Origin of the sequence: Providencia sp. PROV182 (genome assembly GCF_028480325.1) — a bacterium.
GTDB lineage: Bacteria > Pseudomonadota > Gammaproteobacteria > Enterobacterales > Enterobacteriaceae > Providencia > Providencia hangzhouensis.
Genome location: NZ_JAMPOL010000019.1, coordinates 33,234 through 54,167 on the forward strand (window position 1 = coordinate 33,234; position 20,934 = coordinate 54,167).

General features: G+C 42.7%; 15 protein-coding genes. 3 read left to right on the plus strand and 12 right to left on the minus strand.

From position 1 onward, the window contains the following. Nucleotides 1–4: 4 nt before the first annotated feature. From rffG to trxA, 7 genes are all read right to left on the minus strand, one after another. The gene (rffG, locus tag PR834_RS15560) at nt 5–1,078 is read right to left on the minus strand and encodes a dTDP-glucose 4,6-dehydratase (RefSeq protein WP_181489940.1); all 1,074 of its coding nucleotides are present in this window, start codon (nt 1,076–1,078) and stop codon (nt 5–7) included. After that, nucleotides 1,069–2,331: a UDP-N-acetyl-D-mannosamine dehydrogenase gene (gene wecC, locus PR834_RS15565; RefSeq protein ID WP_094962451.1), complete on the minus strand. Its 1,263-nt coding sequence runs from the start codon at nt 2,329–2,331 to the stop codon at nt 1,069–1,071. Before wecC ends, rffG begins: the two co-directional genes overlap by 10 nt. Further along, nucleotides 2,328–3,458: a non-hydrolyzing UDP-N-acetylglucosamine 2-epimerase gene (wecB, locus tag PR834_RS15570; protein ID WP_272536765.1), complete on the minus strand. Its 1,131-nt coding sequence runs from the start codon at nt 3,456–3,458 to the stop codon at nt 2,328–2,330. Before wecB ends, wecC begins: the two co-directional genes overlap by 4 nt. A 98-nt stretch (nt 3,459–3,556) precedes the next feature. Then, nucleotides 3,557–4,615 carry an ECA polysaccharide chain length modulation protein gene (gene wzzE / locus PR834_RS15575; protein WP_094962450.1) on the minus strand — a complete coding sequence of 353 codons (1,059 nt, stop codon included), beginning with the start codon at nt 4,613–4,615 and terminating at the stop codon, nt 3,557–3,559. A gap of 29 nt (nt 4,616–4,644) precedes the next feature. Then, complete coding sequence (gene wecA / locus PR834_RS15580) at nt 4,645–5,730, minus strand: UDP-N-acetylglucosamine--undecaprenyl-phosphate N-acetylglucosaminephosphotransferase (protein WP_004906107.1); 1,086 nt, start codon at nt 5,728–5,730, stop codon at nt 4,645–4,647. Between the two features lie 626 nt (nt 5,731–6,356). Further along, nucleotides 6,357–7,616, minus strand: coding sequence for a transcription termination factor Rho (gene rho, locus PR834_RS15585; protein ID WP_004906109.1), 1,260 nt, complete (start codon nt 7,614–7,616; stop codon nt 6,357–6,359). Nucleotides 7,617–8,321: 705 nt separating this feature from the next. After that, a complete protein-coding gene (trxA, locus tag PR834_RS15590; protein ID WP_004906112.1) occupies nt 8,322–8,648 on the minus strand; it encodes a thioredoxin TrxA in 327 nt (108 codons plus the stop codon). A gap of 117 nt (nt 8,649–8,765) precedes the next feature. Here trxA and rhlB point away from each other — a divergent pair, with 117 nt between their 5' ends. After that, nucleotides 8,766–10,052: an ATP-dependent RNA helicase RhlB gene (gene rhlB, locus PR834_RS15595; RefSeq protein WP_004906115.1), complete on the plus strand. Its 1,287-nt coding sequence runs from the start codon at nt 8,766–8,768 to the stop codon at nt 10,050–10,052. A gap of 11 nt (nt 10,053–10,063) precedes the next feature. Continuing rightward, nucleotides 10,064–11,566, plus strand: coding sequence for a guanosine-5'-triphosphate,3'-diphosphate diphosphatase (gppA, locus tag PR834_RS15600; RefSeq protein ID WP_112308140.1), 1,503 nt, complete (start codon nt 10,064–10,066; stop codon nt 11,564–11,566). 52 nt (nt 11,567–11,618) lie between these two features. Here gppA and rep read toward each other — a convergent pair whose 3' ends face one another. Next, nucleotides 11,619–13,643: a DNA helicase Rep gene (rep, locus tag PR834_RS15605; protein WP_094962448.1), complete on the minus strand. Its 2,025-nt coding sequence runs from the start codon at nt 13,641–13,643 to the stop codon at nt 11,619–11,621. 329 nt (nt 13,644–13,972) lie between these two features. After that, nucleotides 13,973–15,445, minus strand: a complete 1,473-nt coding sequence (gene ilvC / locus PR834_RS15610; RefSeq protein ID WP_036958818.1) for a ketol-acid reductoisomerase — start codon at nt 15,443–15,445, stop codon at nt 13,973–13,975. A gap of 174 nt (nt 15,446–15,619) precedes the next feature. Here ilvC and ilvY point away from each other — a divergent pair, with 174 nt between their 5' ends. After that, nucleotides 15,620–16,516: an HTH-type transcriptional activator IlvY gene (gene ilvY / locus PR834_RS15615; RefSeq protein WP_004906122.1), complete on the plus strand. Its 897-nt coding sequence runs from the start codon at nt 15,620–15,622 to the stop codon at nt 16,514–16,516. On the opposite strand, the gene ilvA is transcribed toward ilvY, so the two are convergent. The 3 genes from ilvA to PR834_RS15630 all read right to left on the minus strand — a co-directional run bounded on the left by ilvA (nt 16,508) and on the right by PR834_RS15630 (nt 20,929). Next, nucleotides 16,508–18,082, minus strand: a complete 1,575-nt coding sequence (gene ilvA / locus PR834_RS15620; protein WP_272536766.1) for a threonine ammonia-lyase, biosynthetic — start codon at nt 18,080–18,082, stop codon at nt 16,508–16,510. The genes ilvY and ilvA overlap by 9 nt on opposite strands. A gap of 2 nt (nt 18,083–18,084) precedes the next feature. Next, nucleotides 18,085–19,935, minus strand: a complete 1,851-nt coding sequence (gene ilvD / locus PR834_RS15625) for a dihydroxy-acid dehydratase (RefSeq protein WP_036958820.1) — start codon at nt 19,933–19,935, stop codon at nt 18,085–18,087. Nucleotides 19,936–20,002: 67 nt separating this feature from the next. After that, nucleotides 20,003–20,929, minus strand: a complete 927-nt coding sequence (locus PR834_RS15630) for a branched-chain amino acid transaminase (RefSeq protein ID WP_004906127.1) — start codon at nt 20,927–20,929, stop codon at nt 20,003–20,005. Between the last annotated feature and the right edge of the window lie 5 nt (nt 20,930–20,934).

Here is a 20,934-nt window from a genome sequence, read left to right on the forward strand (position 1 = left end):
TCACCTAATTTCCTAGACCTAGACGTTCGCCCGCATAGGAACCGTCTTGTACGCGGCGCCACCACGTTTCATTGTTCAAATACCACTGCACCGTTTTGCGGATACCTGATTCGAAGGTTTCTTGTGGCGTCCACCCCAATTCGCGCTCAATTTTCGCGGCATCAATGGCATAACGCATATCGTGGCCCGGTCTGTCTTTCACATACGTGATTAAGTCACGGTAGTGCGCCACACCTTGTGGCTTCTGCGGATGCAGCTCTTCAAGCAGCTCACAAATCGTTTCTACAACGTCAATATTACGGCGCTCATTATGACCACCAATATTATAGGTGGTGCCAGGTTGTGCGGTTGTCGCAACTAAATGCAGTGCTCGTGCATGGTCTTCAACAAACAGCCAGTCACGAATTTGCTCACCTTTCCCATAAACAGGCAGAGGCTTACCCGCTAAAGCATTCAAAATAATTAAGGGGATCAATTTCTCTGGGAAATGATACGGCCCGTAGTTATTTGAACAATTGGTGATCATCGTCGGCAGACCATAGGTTCTTTGCCATGCACGAACCAAGTGATCGCTCGATGCTTTCGATGCGGAATAAGGGCTACTTGGCGCATAAGGCGTGGTTTCTGTGAAGAAACCATCAGGCCCCTCGAGGTCGCCATAAACTTCATCTGTCGAAATATGATGAAAACGGAAAGCCGCTTTTTTCTCATCATTCAGTGCAGACCAGTAATGGCGAGCCGCCTCTAACAATGTGTAAGTTCCCACAATGTTGGTTTCGATAAATGCCGCAGGGCCATCAATTGAACGGTCAACATGGCTTTCTGCCGCTAAATGCATCACGGCATCGGGTTGGTATTTTTCAAAAACGGCATCTAATGCAGCTCTATCACAAATATTCACCTGCTCAAAAGCATAGCGCGGGTTATTCGCAACCGTTGCAAGGGACTCTAAGTTACCTGCATAGGTTAAGCAATCCAGAACCACTGCGCTGTCGTCAGTGTTTTCAATAATATGACGAACAACAGCAGAGCCGATAAACCCGGCGCCTCCAGTGATTAAAATGCGTTTCAACGCCATACTCCTTTTGTATCCACAACCCATTTTTGTGGGATCGCAGAGCCTTGGATGCCTTTGAACATATTGTGGTCAACTAACATTAAGATCACATCCGCTTCATTAACGGCTTTTTCAATCGAAACTAGCTCAGAAATGCCTTTTAAAGAGGTCGGTAATTCATCAATGTGTGGCTCAACCGCATACGTTTTACCTGGGTTCCAGTTCGCCACCATTTTGGTGATGTGCATTGCTGGGCTTTCACGTAAATCATCAATATTAGGTTTAAATGACAGGCCGAAACAGGCAATGGTCACTTCACTGGCTTTTTTACCGGTTTCCACTAAGCAATCAGCCACTGCCGCTTTCACTTGGTCAACAACCCAAATTGGTTTGCCATCATTGACTAAACGAGCGGTATGAATAAGACGTGATTGTTTTGGATTTTGCGCAACGATAAACCATGGGTCAACCGCGATGCAGTGCCCACCAACACCTGGGCCTGGTTGCAAAATATTAACGCGTGGATGACGATTCGCGAGGCTGATTAACTCCCACACATTGATGTCTTGTTCCGCACAAATTAATGATAATTCATTCGCAAAAGCAATATTCACATCACGGAAGCTATTTTCCGTTAACTTACACATTTCCGCAGTTCTTGAGTTAGTAATTACACACTCACCTTCAAGGAAAATATTGTATAGCTCACTTGCACGCAGAGAGGATTTTGGCGTCATACCACCAACAACGCGGTCATTTTTAATTAATTCGACCATCACTTGACCTGGTAACACACGCTCAGGGCAGTACGCTACATCGATATCGGCTTCTTCCCCTGCTTGATGAGGGAAGGTTAAATCAGGGCGAGCAGCTGCCATCCACTCTGCCATTTGCTCTGTTGTTCCTACTGGCGATGTAGACTCAAGGATGACTAAATCCCCTTTCTTCAGCACCGGAGCAACAGACTCAGCTGCAGCACGTACATACGCGAGGTCAGGTTCGTGCTCGCCTTTAAATGGCGTAGGCACAGCAATCAGATAAGCATCTGCAGGTTGCGGCTTAGTAAAAGCTTTCAGATGGCCTTCTTCAACCGCCTTTTTGACCACGATATCCAGTTCTGGCTCCACGATGTGGATTTTACCCTGGTTAATAGTATCAACGGCATGTTGGTTAACATCGACACCAACCACTTGTTTTTTACGTGATGCAAAGGCTGCTGCTGTTGGTAAACCAATATAACCAAGGCCAATAACAGAAATAGTTTCAAAACTCATAATTTCACCTGATTACTTTTCAATGCTGCAAGAATACGCTGACATGCATGACCATCCCCATAAGGGTTATGTGCGCGGCTCATTTCGTGATACTCCGCGTCATCTGTCAGTAACCGATTAACTTCTTTCACAATTTTTTGTGTATCTGTTCCCACAAGACGAACAGTACCTGCATCAACAGCTTCTGGTCGTTCTGTGGTATCTCTCATCACCAAAACAGGCTTACCGAGAGAAGGTGCTTCCTCTTGAATACCACCTGAGTCTGTTAGAATCAAATAAGCATGGTTCATCAAATAAACAAACGGTAGATAGTCTTGAGGGCTAATTAAAATAATATTATCAATATCATGCAGTATACGTTTAACAGGCTCACTCACATTTGGATTTAAGTGAACTGGATATACGACTTGCACATCGGGATGCGCTTGTGCAATTTCTGCTAAAGCGTGACAAATACGTTCAAAGCCACCACCAAAACTTTCTCGACGATGGCCCGTGACTAAAATCATTTTTTTATTTGGGTCGATAAATGGGTAATTTGCAGCCAATTTCTCCATCATATGCTGGTCGCTCATGACTTTATCACGTACCCACAATAACGCATCAATCACACTATTACCGGTGACAAAAATATGACTGTCAGGGATAGATTCTTTTAACAAATTTTGGCGTGAATTTTCAGTTGGCGCGAAGTGATACATCGCTAAATGGCCAGCAATCTTACGGTTTGCCTCTTCAGGCCATGGCGAATACAGGTTTCCTGTACGTAATCCCGCTTCAACATGCCCTACTGGTATACGATGGTAAAATGCCGCAAGGCTAGTTTCCATCGTTGTAGCTGTGTCGCCATGAACAAGAACAACATCCGGTTGAAAATCAGCAAAAACGCTTTTCAACCCTTCAAGAATACGACAAGTGATATCAGTTAAATCTTGCCCTGGCTTCATAATATTGAGATCGTAATCTGGAATGATCTCAAACAGTTTCAGTACTTGATCTAGCATTTCACGATGCTGTGCCGTAACACAAACTTTAGCTTCAAAGTCTGTATCCTCAGCCAATGCATGAACCAGTGGTGCCATTTTAATAGCTTCAGGTCGTGTGCCGAATACAGTCAATACTTTCACAGTGACTCTCTTATATTTATCTTTCGCAGTGAGCTGCTTTGTATAATCTTAATAACTTTATATGCCACTGGAAAATTCGCCAGTGGCTTATCCCAAAATCAAGATGGGCGGCGGCGAGCAAGTACCACTCCGGCACCTACTAACATCCCTATGGCTCCCCATAGAACCATCATAAAGGCTCGACGAGGACTATCGCGTTTAACGGGCTCTTCAGGAGTACGTAAATAGCGATATGCTTGAAAATTATCTTGGAGGGTAGGCCCGACGCTCAATGTTGATAACATGGCAATATTTTGGTCGTAATCACTGTCGTGATCGGGGCCGGTTGCTTTCAATGTTTCAATTTGTGCTTGTAATAAAGGGGCACCTAACATAAACATTTTTGAATCTGGGATTTCATCCACAGGTGTTGCGCTTTGATTACGTACAATACCTTGTTTTTCTGCAACTTTTAATGCTTGTTCCAGTGCATTCAAACGTCGCTCATAAGCGGCCTTGGCCACCATATCTTCACGTTTAACTAATGCCTTCATGGATTGCATTTTCGTTGCCCAAGTGCCTTTAATTTCATCATTTAGATTCATTGTGGCACGTTGGTTAGCAAACTGAGTGTATTGACGCAGCAACTGGTTCGCATCTGCGGAAGTTTCCGCCACTAACTTAATGCTATCTGTTAAATTTTTGACTTCATCTGCTGGCGTAAACTCAATATCGTTGATGAGCTCATCCAATAATGCGGCATCTGCTTTAGGATCATTCTCTAAGCGCTGCTTATAGTAATCCGTATTTAGCCAAAATTGACGACGTGTATCATAAGAGCCAAGCTGCTTTGTGAATTCTTGATAAGCTTCTTTTGCAATTGTCGGTAATTGCCCTTCTTGCCCCGTAGTATTAATACGGGAATCGAGGTTGCGCAGAAATTGCTGCTGAGAATAGTAACTTCCCAGATTATTGACGGTTGGTAAATCCGTAATTGCTGTCGCACTCCACTTCGGCTGCATAAAATAGGACGCTCCCAAGGCAATTGCTGCAAAAATAACGGCAAATGCAACGATCCAAATTTTACCTTGCCACAGTGAGCGACATAAACCACGGATATCCAATTCCGGCTCTATTGGCGATTGATGCTGACTCGGTTGTGTTTCTGAGTTATTCACTGCACAGAACCTCTATTTTCGTTTTGTCGTTACCGTACTGCTCCTCTACGTGCTCTACGTCTCACTCGCTTAATAAAACGGGCGACTTTCCAAGCTCGTTTGATGCAGTAACCATACATCATAAATACAAGCAAAAATAATGCCAACATTACCCATTCAGGTACAAATGTTAAGTGTTCACCAATAATACCGACACATGCTAAAGCGGCCGCTGATAGTGTAATCAGTACAAATGCCCCTTTTGGTGTAAAACCAGAACGCATAATTAAATGATGAATGTGCTGGCGATCGGGTGAAAATGGGCTCATCCCTTTACGAATTCGACGATACATAATGGCAACCATGTCCATTAGCGGGATCGCAATAATCCATAAAGCGGTAACTGGGTTAATCGGATGTACTTCTTCTTGGGTCGAAGCCACAAGGATCCAAATAATAGTGAACCCAATCAGCGTACTTCCCGCATCTCCCATGAAAACTTTAAAACGACGGCCTAGCACACCTAAATTCAGAAGAATATAAGGAAGGATAGCTGCAATAAAGGCAAAACACCAAAATGCTAACGCATAGTTACCGTTTTGATATAGCAAAAAGCCGAGAGCGCCAAAAGAAACAGAAGATAAGCCACCGAGTAACCCATCAATGCCATCAACCATGTTAAAAGCATTAATTGCTGCCCATACTGCAAATAGGGTAACGATATAACCGAATGGACCCAGTACCAGTTCCCATGGGCCAAAGGCATGACCGAGTGAATCAAGTTTCAACCCTGCCGCTGTCATCATAACAACCGCAACGATCGCTTGAATACCAGCCCTTAGTTTCACACTAATGTCAAACCTATCATCTAATGCGCCAATAAAGACTAATAACCCTGCACAAGCGATGTATAGCCACTTATGAGGAATGTATTCTCCGGTAATATAAAATGCAAAACAGATCCCAAAGAAAACGGAAATTCCCCCAACAAGAGGAACTAATCCTACGTGTTTCTTTCTGAAATTAGGTTTATCAACTAACCCGATTTTTATTGCAACAACTCGAGCCAGAAAAATAAAAACTAATGAAAACAAGAAAACGTAGAAGAGATTGGTTACAAAGTGTATGGTGTCCACTGTTTGACTCTCTTAATCTTTATATTTAACTTTCAAAACTAATTTGTTAGCGAATGCAGATAAACCAGCATACGCCAATGCATTATCATCTTGGTACTGAAATCTGCTATAAGACGAATCTTTATTCATAAAGAGATTCCTGTAACATTATTAGTTTTTACACTTTATTAGTGTGTTTGATTTAATAACGAAACATCCGGTAATTTTATACTGAATAGCTGCAATATGCATGCCATAAAAGCAATACTCTAAAATTGAGTTAATCGATTGATGTTTAAATAGGCGCTTGATGATTAAATAATAAAGTGGCGAAAATAAATTTAACGCTAATCACAAAATAAATATTTTCATAAATTTATCTTTTAATTCAATAAATTAAAGAATATTCGTTAGTATTTCCTATCGTTTATTATTAATTTTTTAATAAAAACTCCATCTGTTACCCAATGCTATTTATAAATGAACCAAATAAAACATGTTCTTAATTTATTGAAAATAAATCAGTAAAATATTAAACCTGCTTAATATGGTAGGCTTTAATTTTTATACACAACTATCGAGTATGAAAACAAAAAAAAGGTGCCATAACAGGCACCTTTTTTATAATACGCAGAGAACCTTAACGGTTACGCTCTTTTCATAAAATCAAAGAACTCTTCGTTGGTTTTTGTCATCGCTAACTTACTGATGAGGAACTCCATCGCATCGATTTCGCCCATTGGGTGAATAATCTTACGTAGGATCCACATTTTTTGTAACTCATCTTGCGATGTAAGTAACTCTTCTTTACGCGTACCTGAACGGTTGTAGTCTATTGCAGGGAAAACACGTTTTTCTGCAATCTTACGAGATAGGTGCAGTTCCATGTTACCTGTACCTTTAAACTCTTCGTAAATAACTTCATCCATCTTAGAACCAGTATCAACCAGTGCAGTTGCAATGATTGTCAGGCTTCCACCTTCTTCAACATTACGAGCAGCACCGAAGAAACGTTTTGGACGGTGTAATGCGTTAGCATCCACACCACCGGTTAATACTTTCCCAGAGGAAGGTACAACCGTGTTATATGCACGAGCTAGACGCGTAATAGAGTCGAGTAAAATGATAACGTCTTTTTTATGTTCAACTAGACGTTTCGCTTTTTCAATCACCATTTCAGCGACTTGGACGTGACGTGCTGCAGGCTCATCGAAAGTTGAAGCAATAACTTCACCTTTAACCAAACGCTGCATTTCTGTCACTTCCTCAGGACGTTCATCGATCAACAGAACCATCAGAACGCAATCAGGGTAATTGTGTGCAATATTCGCTGCAATATTTTGCAGTAACATTGTTTTACCGGCTTTCGGTGGAGCCACAATCAGACCACGTTGACCACGACCGATTGGAGCCGCTAAGTCTAGTACACGAGCAGTTAAATCTTCAGTTGAACCATTACCACGTTCCATGCGCAGACGACGGTTTGCATGTAATGGAGTGAGGTTTTCGAAAAGAATTTTACTGCGGGCATTTTCAGGTTTGTCGTAATTAACTTCGTTGACTTTCAGGAGGGCAAAATAACGTTCACCTTCTTTAGGAGGACGAATTTTTCCTGAAATTGTGTCACCTGTACGTAGGTTAAAACGGCGGATTTGGCTAGGAGAAACGTAGATATCATCAGGACCTGCGAGGTAAGAACTGTCTGCTGAACGGAGGAAACCAAATCCATCCTGCAATATTTCCAGTACGCCATCGCCGAAAATATCTTCGCCACTTTTCGCATGCTGCTTCAAAATAGAGAAAATAATATCCTGCTTTCTCATACGGGCTAAGTTCTCTAGCCCCATGTTTTCGCCTAACGTAATCAATTCTGATACTGGCGTATTTTTTAATTCGGTAAGATTCATAATGGTGGGTTCTTTAACTCGGGGTAATTCTCGAACTATGAACGTAAATTGACGGCAGCTTACTATTAAGTGCCAGTTTAACTTTATACTGCCCTGTTGCTCACTAATTTTTACCAAAAGCAAACAACAATGCAAAAAAATCTTGTGCTAGCCATTACTAAGATTGCTCTAACATTTGACTGCAACTCATCTTGATGATGTGTGACATATTATTAGAAACACACACAATATTAGCAATAGTTTTTTGTACATTTAGGACAACATCCATCCCAATATCGCAAATTTAATGTCAGATTAGCATTAAAAAACACATAATTGCTAAAGACAAACCTGTCCCACTTCGTTTTTATATCCCTATGATATAAAAATATTGAATTTCATTGCGTTCGCTTATGCGCTATCTTTAATTCATATGAGAGATGCATTGAAACCGAAGATATTGAATACTGCTATAACTCAATGTCTAAACTTTCAATTTTCATATTTAAAATCATTACGCCATCAGTTTTTTGATCAATAACAATCATCACAATACTGAACTAACAAGCTAGATATGTAAGATAAGAGCAATGGAATACAAGGTAATTCATATGGGTGCTATACGAGGAATGACGATAACTTATCATGCTTAAGTGAAGACGTCTAGCGGCTCTCTAGATAAAATAGATATACCGCTAAACGTTTTAGCTTACATATAACGATAACTTACAGATTTTCGTCTAAAAATTCTTTCAGTTGCGTTTTTGATAATGCCCCAACTTTCGTTGCTGCGACTTCACCATTTTTGAATAAAAGCAAGGTCGGGATACCACGGATTCCATATTTTGGAGCGGTAGCAGGGTTTTCATCAATATTCAGTTTTGCGATGGTCAGTTTGCCTGTATATTCTTCAGCAACTTCATCAAGAATAGGCGCGATCATTTTACAAGGACCACACCATGCTGCCCAAAAATCGACGAGAACAGGTGAACTTGCGTTCAGAACTTCAGTTGCAAAACTTGCATCAGTTATATGTATAATTTTATCGCTCATGTTGTACTCCAAAGGATCATCTTTTGCAGACTTAGTGTAACATTATTGGCAGCAGTATGCTTTATTTCAAAAGATACACTTTCGTAAACCAACCGTTAACTGATATTCTAACATACTATGAGTAAAGCACACTTGACAGAAAAGAAGTTTTCCGACTTCGCATTGCACCCTAAAGTCATTGAAGCTCTGAATAAAAAAGGCTTCAATTTTTGCACGCCTATACAGGCGTCCACCTTGCCTTTTACTGTCGAAGGCAAAGACGTGGCGGGTCAAGCGCAAACTGGTACAGGTAAAACGTTAGCTTTTTTAACGTCTACATTCCATTATTTATTAACTCACCCCGCTATTGAGGGTAAAAAAGCGAATCAGCCTCGTGCGCTGATTATGGCACCGACACGCGAACTCGCGGTACAAATTTATTCGGATGCTAAAGAGCTAGCTGAGTATACTGGCCTGAAAATGGGGCTAGCCTACGGTGGTGACGGCTATGATGAGCAGCTTAAGGTTTTACAAAACGGTGTTGATATCCTTATTGGTACAACAGGCCGTTTAATCGACTACGCGAAACAAGGCCATGTCGACTTAAGTGCAGTTCAAGTTGTGGTACTTGATGAAGCCGACCGCATGTATGACCTTGGTTTTATTAAAGATATTCGCTGGATTTTCCGTCGTATGCCAGGTGCTGCAGAAAGGCTTAATTTGCTGTTTTCTGCAACTTTATCTTACCGAGTAAGAGAATTAGCTTTCGAGCAAATGAATAACCCTGAATATGTTGAGGTCGAACCTTTACAAAAAACAGGTCATCGTATCAAAGAAGAGTTATTTTACCCTTCTAATGAAGAAAAAATGCGCTTACTCCAAACGCTTCTTGAAGAAGAGTGGCCAGAGCGTTGTATTATTTTCGCCAATACAAAACACCGTTGTGATGATATTTGGGCGCATTTAGCTGCCGATGGTCATCGTGTAGGTTTGTTGACCGGCGATGTCGCACAAAAAAAACGACTGCGTATATTAGAGCAATTCACACAAGGCCATTTAGATATTTTAGTGGCAACTGATGTTGCAGCTCGTGGTTTACATATTCCATCAGTTACTCATGTATTTAATTACGACTTACCTGATGACTGTGAAGATTACGTACACCGTATTGGTCGTACTGGTCGTGCTGGTGAAAGTGGAAACTCAATTAGCTTAGCCTGTGAAGAATATTCACTTAACCTCCCTGCTATTGAAGAATATATTCAACACTCAATTCCTGTTAGTAAGTATAACAGTGATGCATTATTGAGCGATTTACCGGCACCAAAACGCCGTCATCGCCCACGTCCTGGAGGCCAGCGCCGTAATTCAAATTCGCAGCGTCGCCACAATGGCCCACGTAACAACCATAAACGTCCAGGCTGAGTAAAAACGATATGCTGAAATCTTCTTCTCTTTATGCCGCCATCGATTTAGGCTCAAACAGTTTTCATATGCTAGTCGTACGTGAAACCGCTGGTAGCATTCAGGTGATCTCTAGGGTTAAACGCAAAGTTCGTCTTGCTGCAGGGTTAGATAACAATAACCTGCTTTCTAAGCAAGCAATGGAGCGAGGCTGGCAATGTTTACGCCTGTTTTCGGAACACTTACAAGATATTCCGAATACACAAATTCGTGTTGTCGCGACTGCGACTTTGCGTTTAGCTAAAAATGCCGATGTTTTCATCGAAAAAGCCAGTCAAATTTTAGGAAACCCTGTAAAAGTTATTCAAGGGGAAGAAGAAGCTCGCTTAATTTATCAAGGTGTTGCACATACAACTGGTGGGCCAGATCAACGCTTAGTGGTTGATATTGGTGGGGGAAGTACTGAACTTGTTACAGGTACTGGCGCAAAAGCGGAGCAACTCTATAGTCTTGAAATGGGTTGTGTGACTTGGCTTGAACGCTACTTTGGCGATAGAAGTTTAACCGAAGAAAACTTCTCAGCGGCTCAAGCCGCTGCACATAATGTCATCGCCCCTATTGCAGAGTCACTCAAGACACATGGGTGGAAAATATGTGTTGGAGCATCCGGTACTGTACAAGCCATTCAGGAAATCATGATTGCCCAAGGCATGGATGAACTGATCACCCTTTCTAAGTTACAACAGCTTAAGCGCAAAGCCATTCAATGCCAAAAACTTGAAGAGCTTGAAATTGACGGCTTAACCTTCGAACGTGCCCTTGTTTTTCCAAGCGGCTTGTCTATTTTGATTGCTATCTTTGAAGCATTAGACATTGATAACATGACACTTGCTGGCGGAGCACTTCGTGAAGGGCTTGTCTATGGTATGTTACAGCTTCCTATTGAGCAGGATATTCGCGCTCGTACCGTTCGCAATATTCAACGGCGCTTCCAAGTCGATATCGAACAAGCTGGCCGAGTCCGTCAACTTGCAGAATATTTTTATTTACAAGTCGCGAAAGATTGGGGCTTAGATACACGCTGTCGTGATTTACTATCGAGTGCATGCGCCTTACATGAAATCGGCTTGAGTGTCGATTTCCGTAAAGGCCCCGAGCACGCGAGCTACCTCATAACACACCTTGATTTACCTGGCTTCACTCCAGCTCAAAAACGGTTACTTGCTGCATTATTGAAAAATCAGCAAGGCCCTGTCGATTTAACACCATTAAGCCAACAAAACGCGCTACCCATGCAGCATGCATATGATTTATGTCGTTTACTCCGCCTCGCCATTATTTTTGCGAGCCGCAGACGGGATGATACCTTGCCTGCACTAAGACTTAATGTGAATGCACAAAGGCTAACCATTACACTGCCTTATCGTTGGTTATCTGCTCACCCTCTACGAGCGGAAAATTTACAGCAAGAAGTTCAATGGCAGGGCTATGTGAATTGGATTTTAGAGTTGGAAGAACGTAATAGTTCAAATTGATAATATATTCCACACTAGGTCTACTCTAGTGTGGAAATTCAATTAGTTGTGGTTACTCACTTTTTTTATTTAGCCCTAAACGCGCTTTAATATCGGCTAAAGCTGATTGCCCTTTCTGCATACGCTCCTGCGCACTAACCACTTTACGCTGTTGCTCCCATTGTAAATCATCTTGTGGCAATTCAAGGAGAAAACGGCTTAATTCGGGACGGATCAATTCACCATATTGACGACGCTCACGACAATGAGAAAAGAATAACTCTCTTTGCGCTCTTGTGATCCCTACATAAGCTAAACGGCGTTCTTCATCAATATTATTTTCATCAATACTGCTTTGATGTGGCAGCAGCCCTTCTTCCATACCGACCAAAAAAACATAAGGAAATTCAAGGCCTTTAGACGCATGCAACGTCATGAGTTGAACTTGGTCTGATTCTTCATCATCCTCACCACGCTCCATCATATCGCGCAGCGTAAAGCGTGTAACCACTTGGCTCAATGTCATTGGGTCATTGAGATCATCACCTTCCACCATTTCACTCATCCATGTGAACAATTGGTTGACGTTTTTCATTCGCATTTCAGCAGCTTTAGTACTGGTCGACGTTTCATATAACCAGCTTTCATAATCCATTTCGCGCAGTAAATCACGCACCGCAATTAAAGGTTCACGTTCCGACGTTCGAACAATACTGTCCATCCAATGAGTGAAACGCTGTAATGCTTCTAATCCTTTGCCTTTTAAAATTTGTTCAAGCCCTAGATCAAAGCTGGCCTGATATAAGCTTTTCCCTCGCTGGTTTGCCCATTCCCCAAGTTTTTGGATAGTTTTAGGACCAATCTCTCGTCGTGGAGTATTTACTATGCGTAAAAAAGCACTGTCATCTTCAGGGTTCGTCAATACTCGCAAATAAGCTAATAAGTCTTTAATTTCAGGGCGGGAGAAAAACGAAGTCCCCCCCGAAATGCGATACGGAATACGATTTTGCATCAACATTTTTTCAAAAATACGCGATTGATGATTACCGCGATACAAAATGGCGTAATCTTTATATTCCGTCTTATTAATAAAATGGTGTGCAATAAGCTCCCCAATCACTCTTTCAGCTTCATGGTCTTCATTGTTTGCCGTAAGAACCCGAAGTGGCGCTCCATATCCCAATTCAGAAAATAATTTTTTTTCAAATACATGAGGGTTATTGGCAATTAAAATATTTGCAGCCTTTAAAATTCGTTCAGATGAACGGTAATTTTGCTCAAGCTTAATGACATTTAACTTAGGGAAGTCCTGATTCAATAAAACCAAGTTTTGTGGCCTTGCGCCACGCCATGAATAGATTGACTGGTCGTCATCACCCACAACCGTAAACCTTGCTCGCTGCCCCACAAGCAATTTAACCAACTGATATTGGCTCGTATTGGTATCTTGATATTCATCCACCAGCAAGTAGCGAATTTTTTGCTGCCAGCGTTCACGAACTTCTTCATTTTGATATAACAACATGGTAGGTTTGCTGATTAAGTCATCAAAATCCAACACATTGCAACTTTTCAGATGAAGTTCATAGCGGCGATAACACTCGGCAAAGTGATGCTCTTTCTCACTCCGTGCTTGGCCTATAACTTGTTGTGGCGAGATAAGATCATTTTTCCAATTAGAGATCGCTGAGATCAATTGTTTGAGTAAGTCTTTATCTTCTTCTAGTAAGTCAAAAGTGAGTTCTTTCAACAATGCCATCTGGTCTTGGTCGTCAAATAGCGAAAAGTTGGCTTTAATACCCAGCGCTTTATATTCACGCTTAATAATTTCCAAGCCTAATGTATGGAAGGTGGATATGATCAAACCACGCGCTTCTTTTTTACCCAAGGTTTGTGCCACGCGCTCTTTCATTTCCCGCGCCGCTTTATTGGTGAAAGTCACCGCTGCAATTTGCCGAGGCTGATAACCGCATTGGCGAATTAAATGCGCAATTTTATTGGTAATAACACGTGTTTTGCCTGACCCCGCCCCCGCCAATACAAGGCACGGGCCATCGACAAATTCAACTGCCTGCTGTTGGCTAGGATTCAATCGCATGGCTTATCTACATCACTCAGTTATTCAAAAAGGAATTCGCTACAGATTGTAGCAGAAACCGACCCAACTCTTGAGCAACGATCTTCTCTATTTATAAAAAACAAAAAACCACATCATCCATCCGAATAATGTGGTTTTGTTCTTTTTCTTTTATAACATCAATGCTTTTTTCTACACTATTGCAAGAGAAAACATGGTGATTATCCAAAGCATTTCGCGTTCTAGGTAGGAAGCAAATAAGATTATCCCAAGGAGCATACTAAAGTATGTGACTTGGGTAATCTTAAGAAGCTGACACCCCTAGAGCGTGAAAGGGGAAGGATAATGAGTTAGCCGACCGCAATCTTCTTCATATCCGTCATATAACCACGTAACGTCTTACCGATTTTCTCAATCGGATGGTTACGGATAGCTTCATTGATATCACGTAACTGTGCGTTATCAGTGCCATTATCGGCAACTGGTTTCGCTAAATCCCCTGCTTGTAATTTCGTCATGAAATCCTTCAGCATTGGCACAACTGCGAATGAGAACAGATAGTTACCATACTCTGCAGTATCAGAGATAACCACGTTCATTTCATATAAACGTTTACGAGCAATGGTGTTCGCAATCAGTGGTAATTCATGCAGTGATTCATAGTAAGCCGATTCTTCTAAGATACCCGCTTCTAACATCGTATCGAACGCTAACTCAACGCCTGCTTTAACCATTGCAACTAACAGAACACCGTGGTCAAAATACTCTTGTTCTGCGATTTTCCCTTCATATTCAGGGTAATTTTCAAATGCTGTTTTGCCTGTCTCTTCACGCCATGTCAGCAAGTTTTTATCATCATTTGCCCAGTCTGCCATCATGGTTGCAGAAAATTCACCTGAAATGATGTCATCCATATGTTTTTGGAACAATGGCGCCATAATGGTTTTCAGTTGTTCAGATAATGCATAAGCACGAATTTTTGCAGGGTTAGACAAACGGTCCATCATCAGCGTGATACCGCCTTGTTTCAGTGCTTCGGTGATAGTTTCCCAGCCAAACTGAATTAATTTTCCTGCGTAGCCTGGCTCAACACCGTCTGCGACCATTTTGTCGTAACTCAGTAATGCACCCGCTTGCAGCATTCCACACAGAATCGTTTGCTCGCCCATCAGGTCAGACTTAACTTCTGCAACAAATGAGGATTCCAGAACACCTGCACGGTGGCCACCAGTCGCTGCTGCCCACGCTTTGGCAATCGCCATACCCTCACCTTTCGGGTCATTTTCTGGGTGTACTGCAATCAGCGTTGGAACACCAAAACCACGCTTGTATTCTTCACGAACTTCAGTACCTGGGCATTTTGGCGCTACCATCACAACAGTAATATCTTTACGAATTTCTTCGCCAACTTCAACAATGTTGAAGCCATGTGAATAACCCAGTGCTGCACCTTGTTTCATCATAGGCTGAACAGCGCGAACAACGGTTGAGTGCTGCTTGTCTGGCGTTAAGTTAATAACCAAATCAGCGGTAGGGATCAGTTCTTCATAAGTACCAACTTTGAAACCATTTTCTGTCGCTTTGCGCCATGAAGCACGTTTCTCTGCAATTGCTTCATCACGTAATGCATAAGCAATATCTAAACCTGAATCACGCATATTCAGGCCTTGGTTTAAACCTTGCGCTCCACAACCGACTATGACGATTTTTTTACCTTTCAGAAAACCTGCTTCATCTGCAAACTCTTCGCGCTGCATAAAACGGCACTTGCCTAATTGAGCTAACTGCTCACGCAAATTCAATGTGTTAAAATAATTCGCCATTGTCATACTCCATTGTTCTGTTGTGTTCGTTATGTCAGGCAGTCTGCCTGTCGCTCATTTTTGAGCGTTTATGGATTTACTATATGCGATGTTTCGCATTGCTTAAATTGATATATTAACAATACAATGTTGCAATATCTGCAACGCCATTAATTATGTTAATTAGAGGGCAAAATGGACATTCGCGATCTCAAGCTTTTTTTGCATTTAGCACAAAGTTGCCACTTCGGGCGCACATCTAAAGCGATGCATGTCAGCCCTTCCACGTTGTCTCGACAAATACAACGTCTCGAAGAACAGCTTGGTCACCCACTATTTGTGCGAGATAACCGCTCAGTTAAATTGACCCAAGCAGGGGAACACCTTAAGCAATTTGCCCAACAAACATTATTGCAATATCAACAGCTGCAACATGCTCTCAACCAGCAAAGTCCATCGCTCAGTGGGGAACTACATCTTTTTTGCTCAGTTACAGCAGCTTATAGTCATTTACCCGAAGTTTTAGATAAATTCCGTGCGCTACACCCATTAGTGGAAATTAAACTCACGACAGGGGACGCAGCGGATGCTGTCGAAAAAGTGGAAACTCATGAAGCTGATCTTGGCATCGCCGGGAAACCCGAGCGCTTACCTGATAACGTCCGTTTTGCAAAAATCGGCGAAATCCCTCTCGTTTTGATTGCTCCATCACTACCCTGTGCTGTACGAAGCATGGTAACAGAAGCGGAACCTGATTGGTCTACCGTCCCCTTTATCCTGCCTGAGCACGGCCCATCTCGTAAACGTATCGAACTCTGGTTCCGTCGCCATAATATCAATAACCCTGTCATTTATGCGACGGTATCAGGCCATGAGGCAATTGTGTCAATGGTGGCTTTGGGATGCGGTATTGCCTTGATTCCTAGTGTGGTCGTTGATAACAGCCCAGAACCCGTACGCAGCCGTATTTCACAGCTCGATAATATTTCAATGGTAGAACCTTTTGAACTCGGCGTTTGCCTATTAAGCAAACGCCTGAGTGAACCATTAATTAAAGCGTTTTGGGAATTACTCCCAGACAACTCAATCTAAGGTTCTTTGGCTATCTTGCGGCGCTAAGAAAAAACGGAAAGACGGGTTTCCTGTTTCATCATGATATTCATAACCTAACGCATCAAGATGCCTATCAAAACGTACTTCTGGCCCAGCCAGTTCAAACGCCGCCAGCACTCGCCCATAATCTGTACCATGGCTGCGATAATGAAATAACGTAATATTCCAATGAGTCCCGAGTGTTTCTAAGAATCTCAGTAATGCACCTGGAGACTCTGGAAATTCAAAGCTATACAATCTTTCATCTAATGGCTTTGATGGGCGACCACCAATCATATAACGCACATGAAGTTTTGCCATTTCATCATCTGATAAATCATTGACTTCATAGCCGTTACTTCTAAGTTCTTGGATAATCTCCGAGCGCTCGCCATCACGGCCACTTAAACGCACCCCAACAAAAATACAAGCACGGTCAGGATCGGCATCCGTATATCGATAGTTAAACTCCGTAATGGCTCGATGGCCTAGTAACTGGCAAAAACGTAAGAAACTCCCTTTTTGCTCAGGAATGGTCACTGCCAGCAAAGCTTCTCGTTGTTCACCAATTTCACAGCGCTCAGAAACATAACGCAGCCCGTGGAAATTCATATTCGCACCGGACAAAATATGTGCTAAACGTTCGCCTTTGATGTTGTGCTGCTGTACATATTTTTTCAATCCAGCCAATGCCAAAGCGCCTGAAGGCTCTGCTATCGCGCGAACATCTTCAAAAATATCTTTCAATGCTGCACAAATGGAATCACTATCAACAGTGATAACATCATCAACATATTGCTGGCACAATCTGAAGGTTTCATCGCCAATACGTTTGACTGCCACACCTTCTGCGAACAAGCCAACACGGGGTAAATCAACAGGGTGTCCCGCCTCTAATGCTGCTTTTAGACAGGCGGCATCTTCAGACTCCACACCAATAATTTTAATCTCTGGCATTAACTGCTTAATAATCACAGCGACGCCCGCAATTAACCCACCGCCACCTACTGGGATAAAAATTCGGTCTAAATGAACATCTTGTTGCAATAGTTCCAGTGCTATCGTAGCTTGACCTGCAATGACTGAAGGGTGATCAAAAGGTGGAACGAAGGTGTAGCCATCCTCTTCTGCCATTGCAATGGCTTTCGCTTTCGCTTCATCAAAATTAGCGCCATGTAAAATAGCTTCGCCACCGAAGCTTCGTACTGCATCCACTTTGATATCTGCTGTTGCGACTGGCATGACGATTTTTGCTTTCACACCCACACGGTTTGCCGATAATGCAACGCCTTGAGCGTGGTTCCCTGCAGAAGCGGTCACCACACCTTTGCTTTTTTGCTCTTCGGTTAAACTCGCAATCATGGCGTAAGCACCACGGAGCTTAAAGCTATGTACAGGCTGCCTATCTTCGCGCTTTACTAAAATGGTATTGCCCAAGCGTGAAGATATTTTATCCATCTGTTGAAGAGGCGTTACTTGTGCAGCTTCATAAACCGGCGCACTTAGCGCCGCTTTTAAGTAATCGGCTCCGATTGGGGCAGCCGGTAATGGTTTTGCTGCAGCCACAATTAGCCCCCTAATTTCGACTTGTCACGAACAGCACCTTTGTCTGCGCTCGTCGCCAAAGAAGCGTAAGCACGCAGAGCAAAAGAAACCTCACGCTGACGATTACGCGGGGTGTAAGCTTTATTGCCTCGAGCTAATTCAGCTTCACGGCGTTGATTCAATTCGCTTTCACTCACATCCAGCACCATCGTTCTTTTTGGAATATCAATATCAATAATATCGCCATCTTGAACTAATGCTAATAAGCCACCACTCGCTGCTTCTGGCGAAATATGACCGATAGAAAGGCCAGAACTACCACCCGAAAAACGGCCATCCGTTATTAATGCGCAGCTTTTCCCTAATCCCATTGATTTGAGGTATGAAGTTGGATAAAGCATTTCTTGCATGCCTGGACCACCTTTTGGCCCTTCATAGCGAATAACAACCACATCTCCTTCAACGACTTTGCCACCCAGAATGGCTTCTACTGCGTCATCTTGGCTTTCAAACACTTTGGCTGGGCCACGGAATGTTAAGCTGCCTTCATCAACTCCAGCGGTTTTAACAATACAGCCATCTTCTGCAATATTTCCAGACAGGACAGCCAGCCCTCCATCCAAACTATACGCATGCTCAATACTACGGATACACCCATTCTCACGGTCAGTATCCAATGATGGCCAGCGGCAATTCTGTGAAAAGGCTTTTGTCGTACGGATCCCAGCAGGGCCCGCGGAAAACATCGATTTAACAGACTCGTCCTTCGTTAACATCACATCATATTGCGCTAATGTTTCTTGGAAGCTTAGCCCTAAAATATTAGTTACGTTTTCTTGCAACAAACCTGCACGGCTCAGTTCACCTAAAATACCAATAACACCACCAGCACGGTGAACATCTTCCATATGGTATTTTTGTGTACTCGGTGCAACCTTACACAAATGCGGAACTTTACGTGATAAACGGTCGATATCATCCATGGTGAAATCAATTTCGGCTTCCTGAGCCGCCGCAAGCAAATGCAGAACTGTGTTAGTTGAACCACCCATCGCAATATCCAACGTCATCGCATTTTCAAATGCAGATTTATTGGCGATATTGCGTGGTAACGCACTTTCATCATCTTGTTCGTAATAGCGTTTAGTTAATTCAACAATGCGCTTACCTGCATTGATAAATAAAGTTTCGCGGTCTGCATGAGTCGCTAATAATGAGCCATTTCCTGGTTGAGATAACCCCAGTGCCTCAGTTAAGCAGTTCATTGAGTTTGCAGTAAACATTCCTGAGCAAGAGCCACACGTTGGGCATGCTGAACGTTCTATTTGCTCGCTATCTGCATCGCTCACATTTGGGTTCGCCCCTTGGATCATGGCATCAACCAAATCGAGCTTGATAATTTGGTCTGAAAGCTTCGTTTTACCCGCTTCCATTGGGCCACCCGAAACAAAAATAACCGGAATGTTGAGGCGCAATGACGCCATTAACATGCCTGGCGTGATTTTATCGCAGTTTGAAATACACACCATGGCATCCGCACAGTGTGCGTTTACCATATATTCAACCGAGTCTGCAATTAATTCACGGGAAGGTAAGGAATACAGCATTCCGCCATGTCCCATGGCAATCCCATCGTCAACTGCGATTGTATTAAACTCTTTCGCAACACCACCTGCATTTTCAATTTGCTCTGCAACTAATTTGCCTAAATCACGTAAATGTACGTGGCCTGGAACAAACTGTGTGAATGAGTTAACAACAGCAATAATGGGCTTTCCAAAATCAGCATCGGTCATGCCTGTTGCACGCCATAATGCACGAGCCCCAGCCATATTACGACCATGAGTTGTTGTTGCTGAACGGTACTTAGGCATATCTTTAACTCCCGTGTTTAAAACAGGCGGGGAACGTCCGCCTGTAACATCTATTTCAATTTAATTATTAAGGGTTTACTGGATCTAACCAGCCCCATTTATCTTCTGTTGTGCCATCAAATAAGCCAAAGAATGCTTGCTGAATTTGCTTGGTTACTGGGCCACAACGACCAATGCCGACTTGGATACCATCAACGCTACGTACTGGCGTAATTTCAGCAGCTGTGCCTGTCATAAAGACTTCATCAGCAAGATAAAGAGATTCGCGTGATAGTGTTTGCTCACGAACTTCAATACCCAAATCTTTTGCTAACGTTAAAATTGCATCACGTGTAATACCCGGTAATGCAGAGGATGTGAACGGAGGTGTATACAGGATGCCGTCTTTCACCTCAAAAATATTTTCCCCCGCACCTTCTGATAAATACCCATGAACATCTAATGCAATACCTTCTTGGTAACCATGACGACGAGCTTCGCTACCAACTAGTAGAGAAGATAAATAGTTACCACCTGCTTTTGCCCCTGTAGGAATGGTGTTTGGTGCAACACGGTTCCAAGAAGACACCATCGCATCAATACCTTGGTCTAACGCTTCTTCACCTAAATACGCCCCCCATGGGAACGCCGCTAAAATAACATCGGTTTTGTAACCGTCTGGTGGGTTAACGCCCATACCAACATCACCAATAAACACTAGTGGACGAATATACGCACTGACTAAGTTATTTTTACGCAAAGTTGCACGGCAAGCTTCCATTAACTCTTCAACGCTATAGCTGACAGGCATACGGTAAATTTTCGCTGAATCATGCAAACGTTGCATATGCTCACGGTGGCGGAAGACCACAGGACCTTTATGTGAGTCATAACAACGGACGCCTTCAAACACCGATGTACCATAGTGCAGAGCATGAGACATAACATGAACCTTTGCATCAGCCCATGGCGTCATTTCACCGTTAAACCAAATAAAGTCAGCTTTCTTAGTCATTTGTA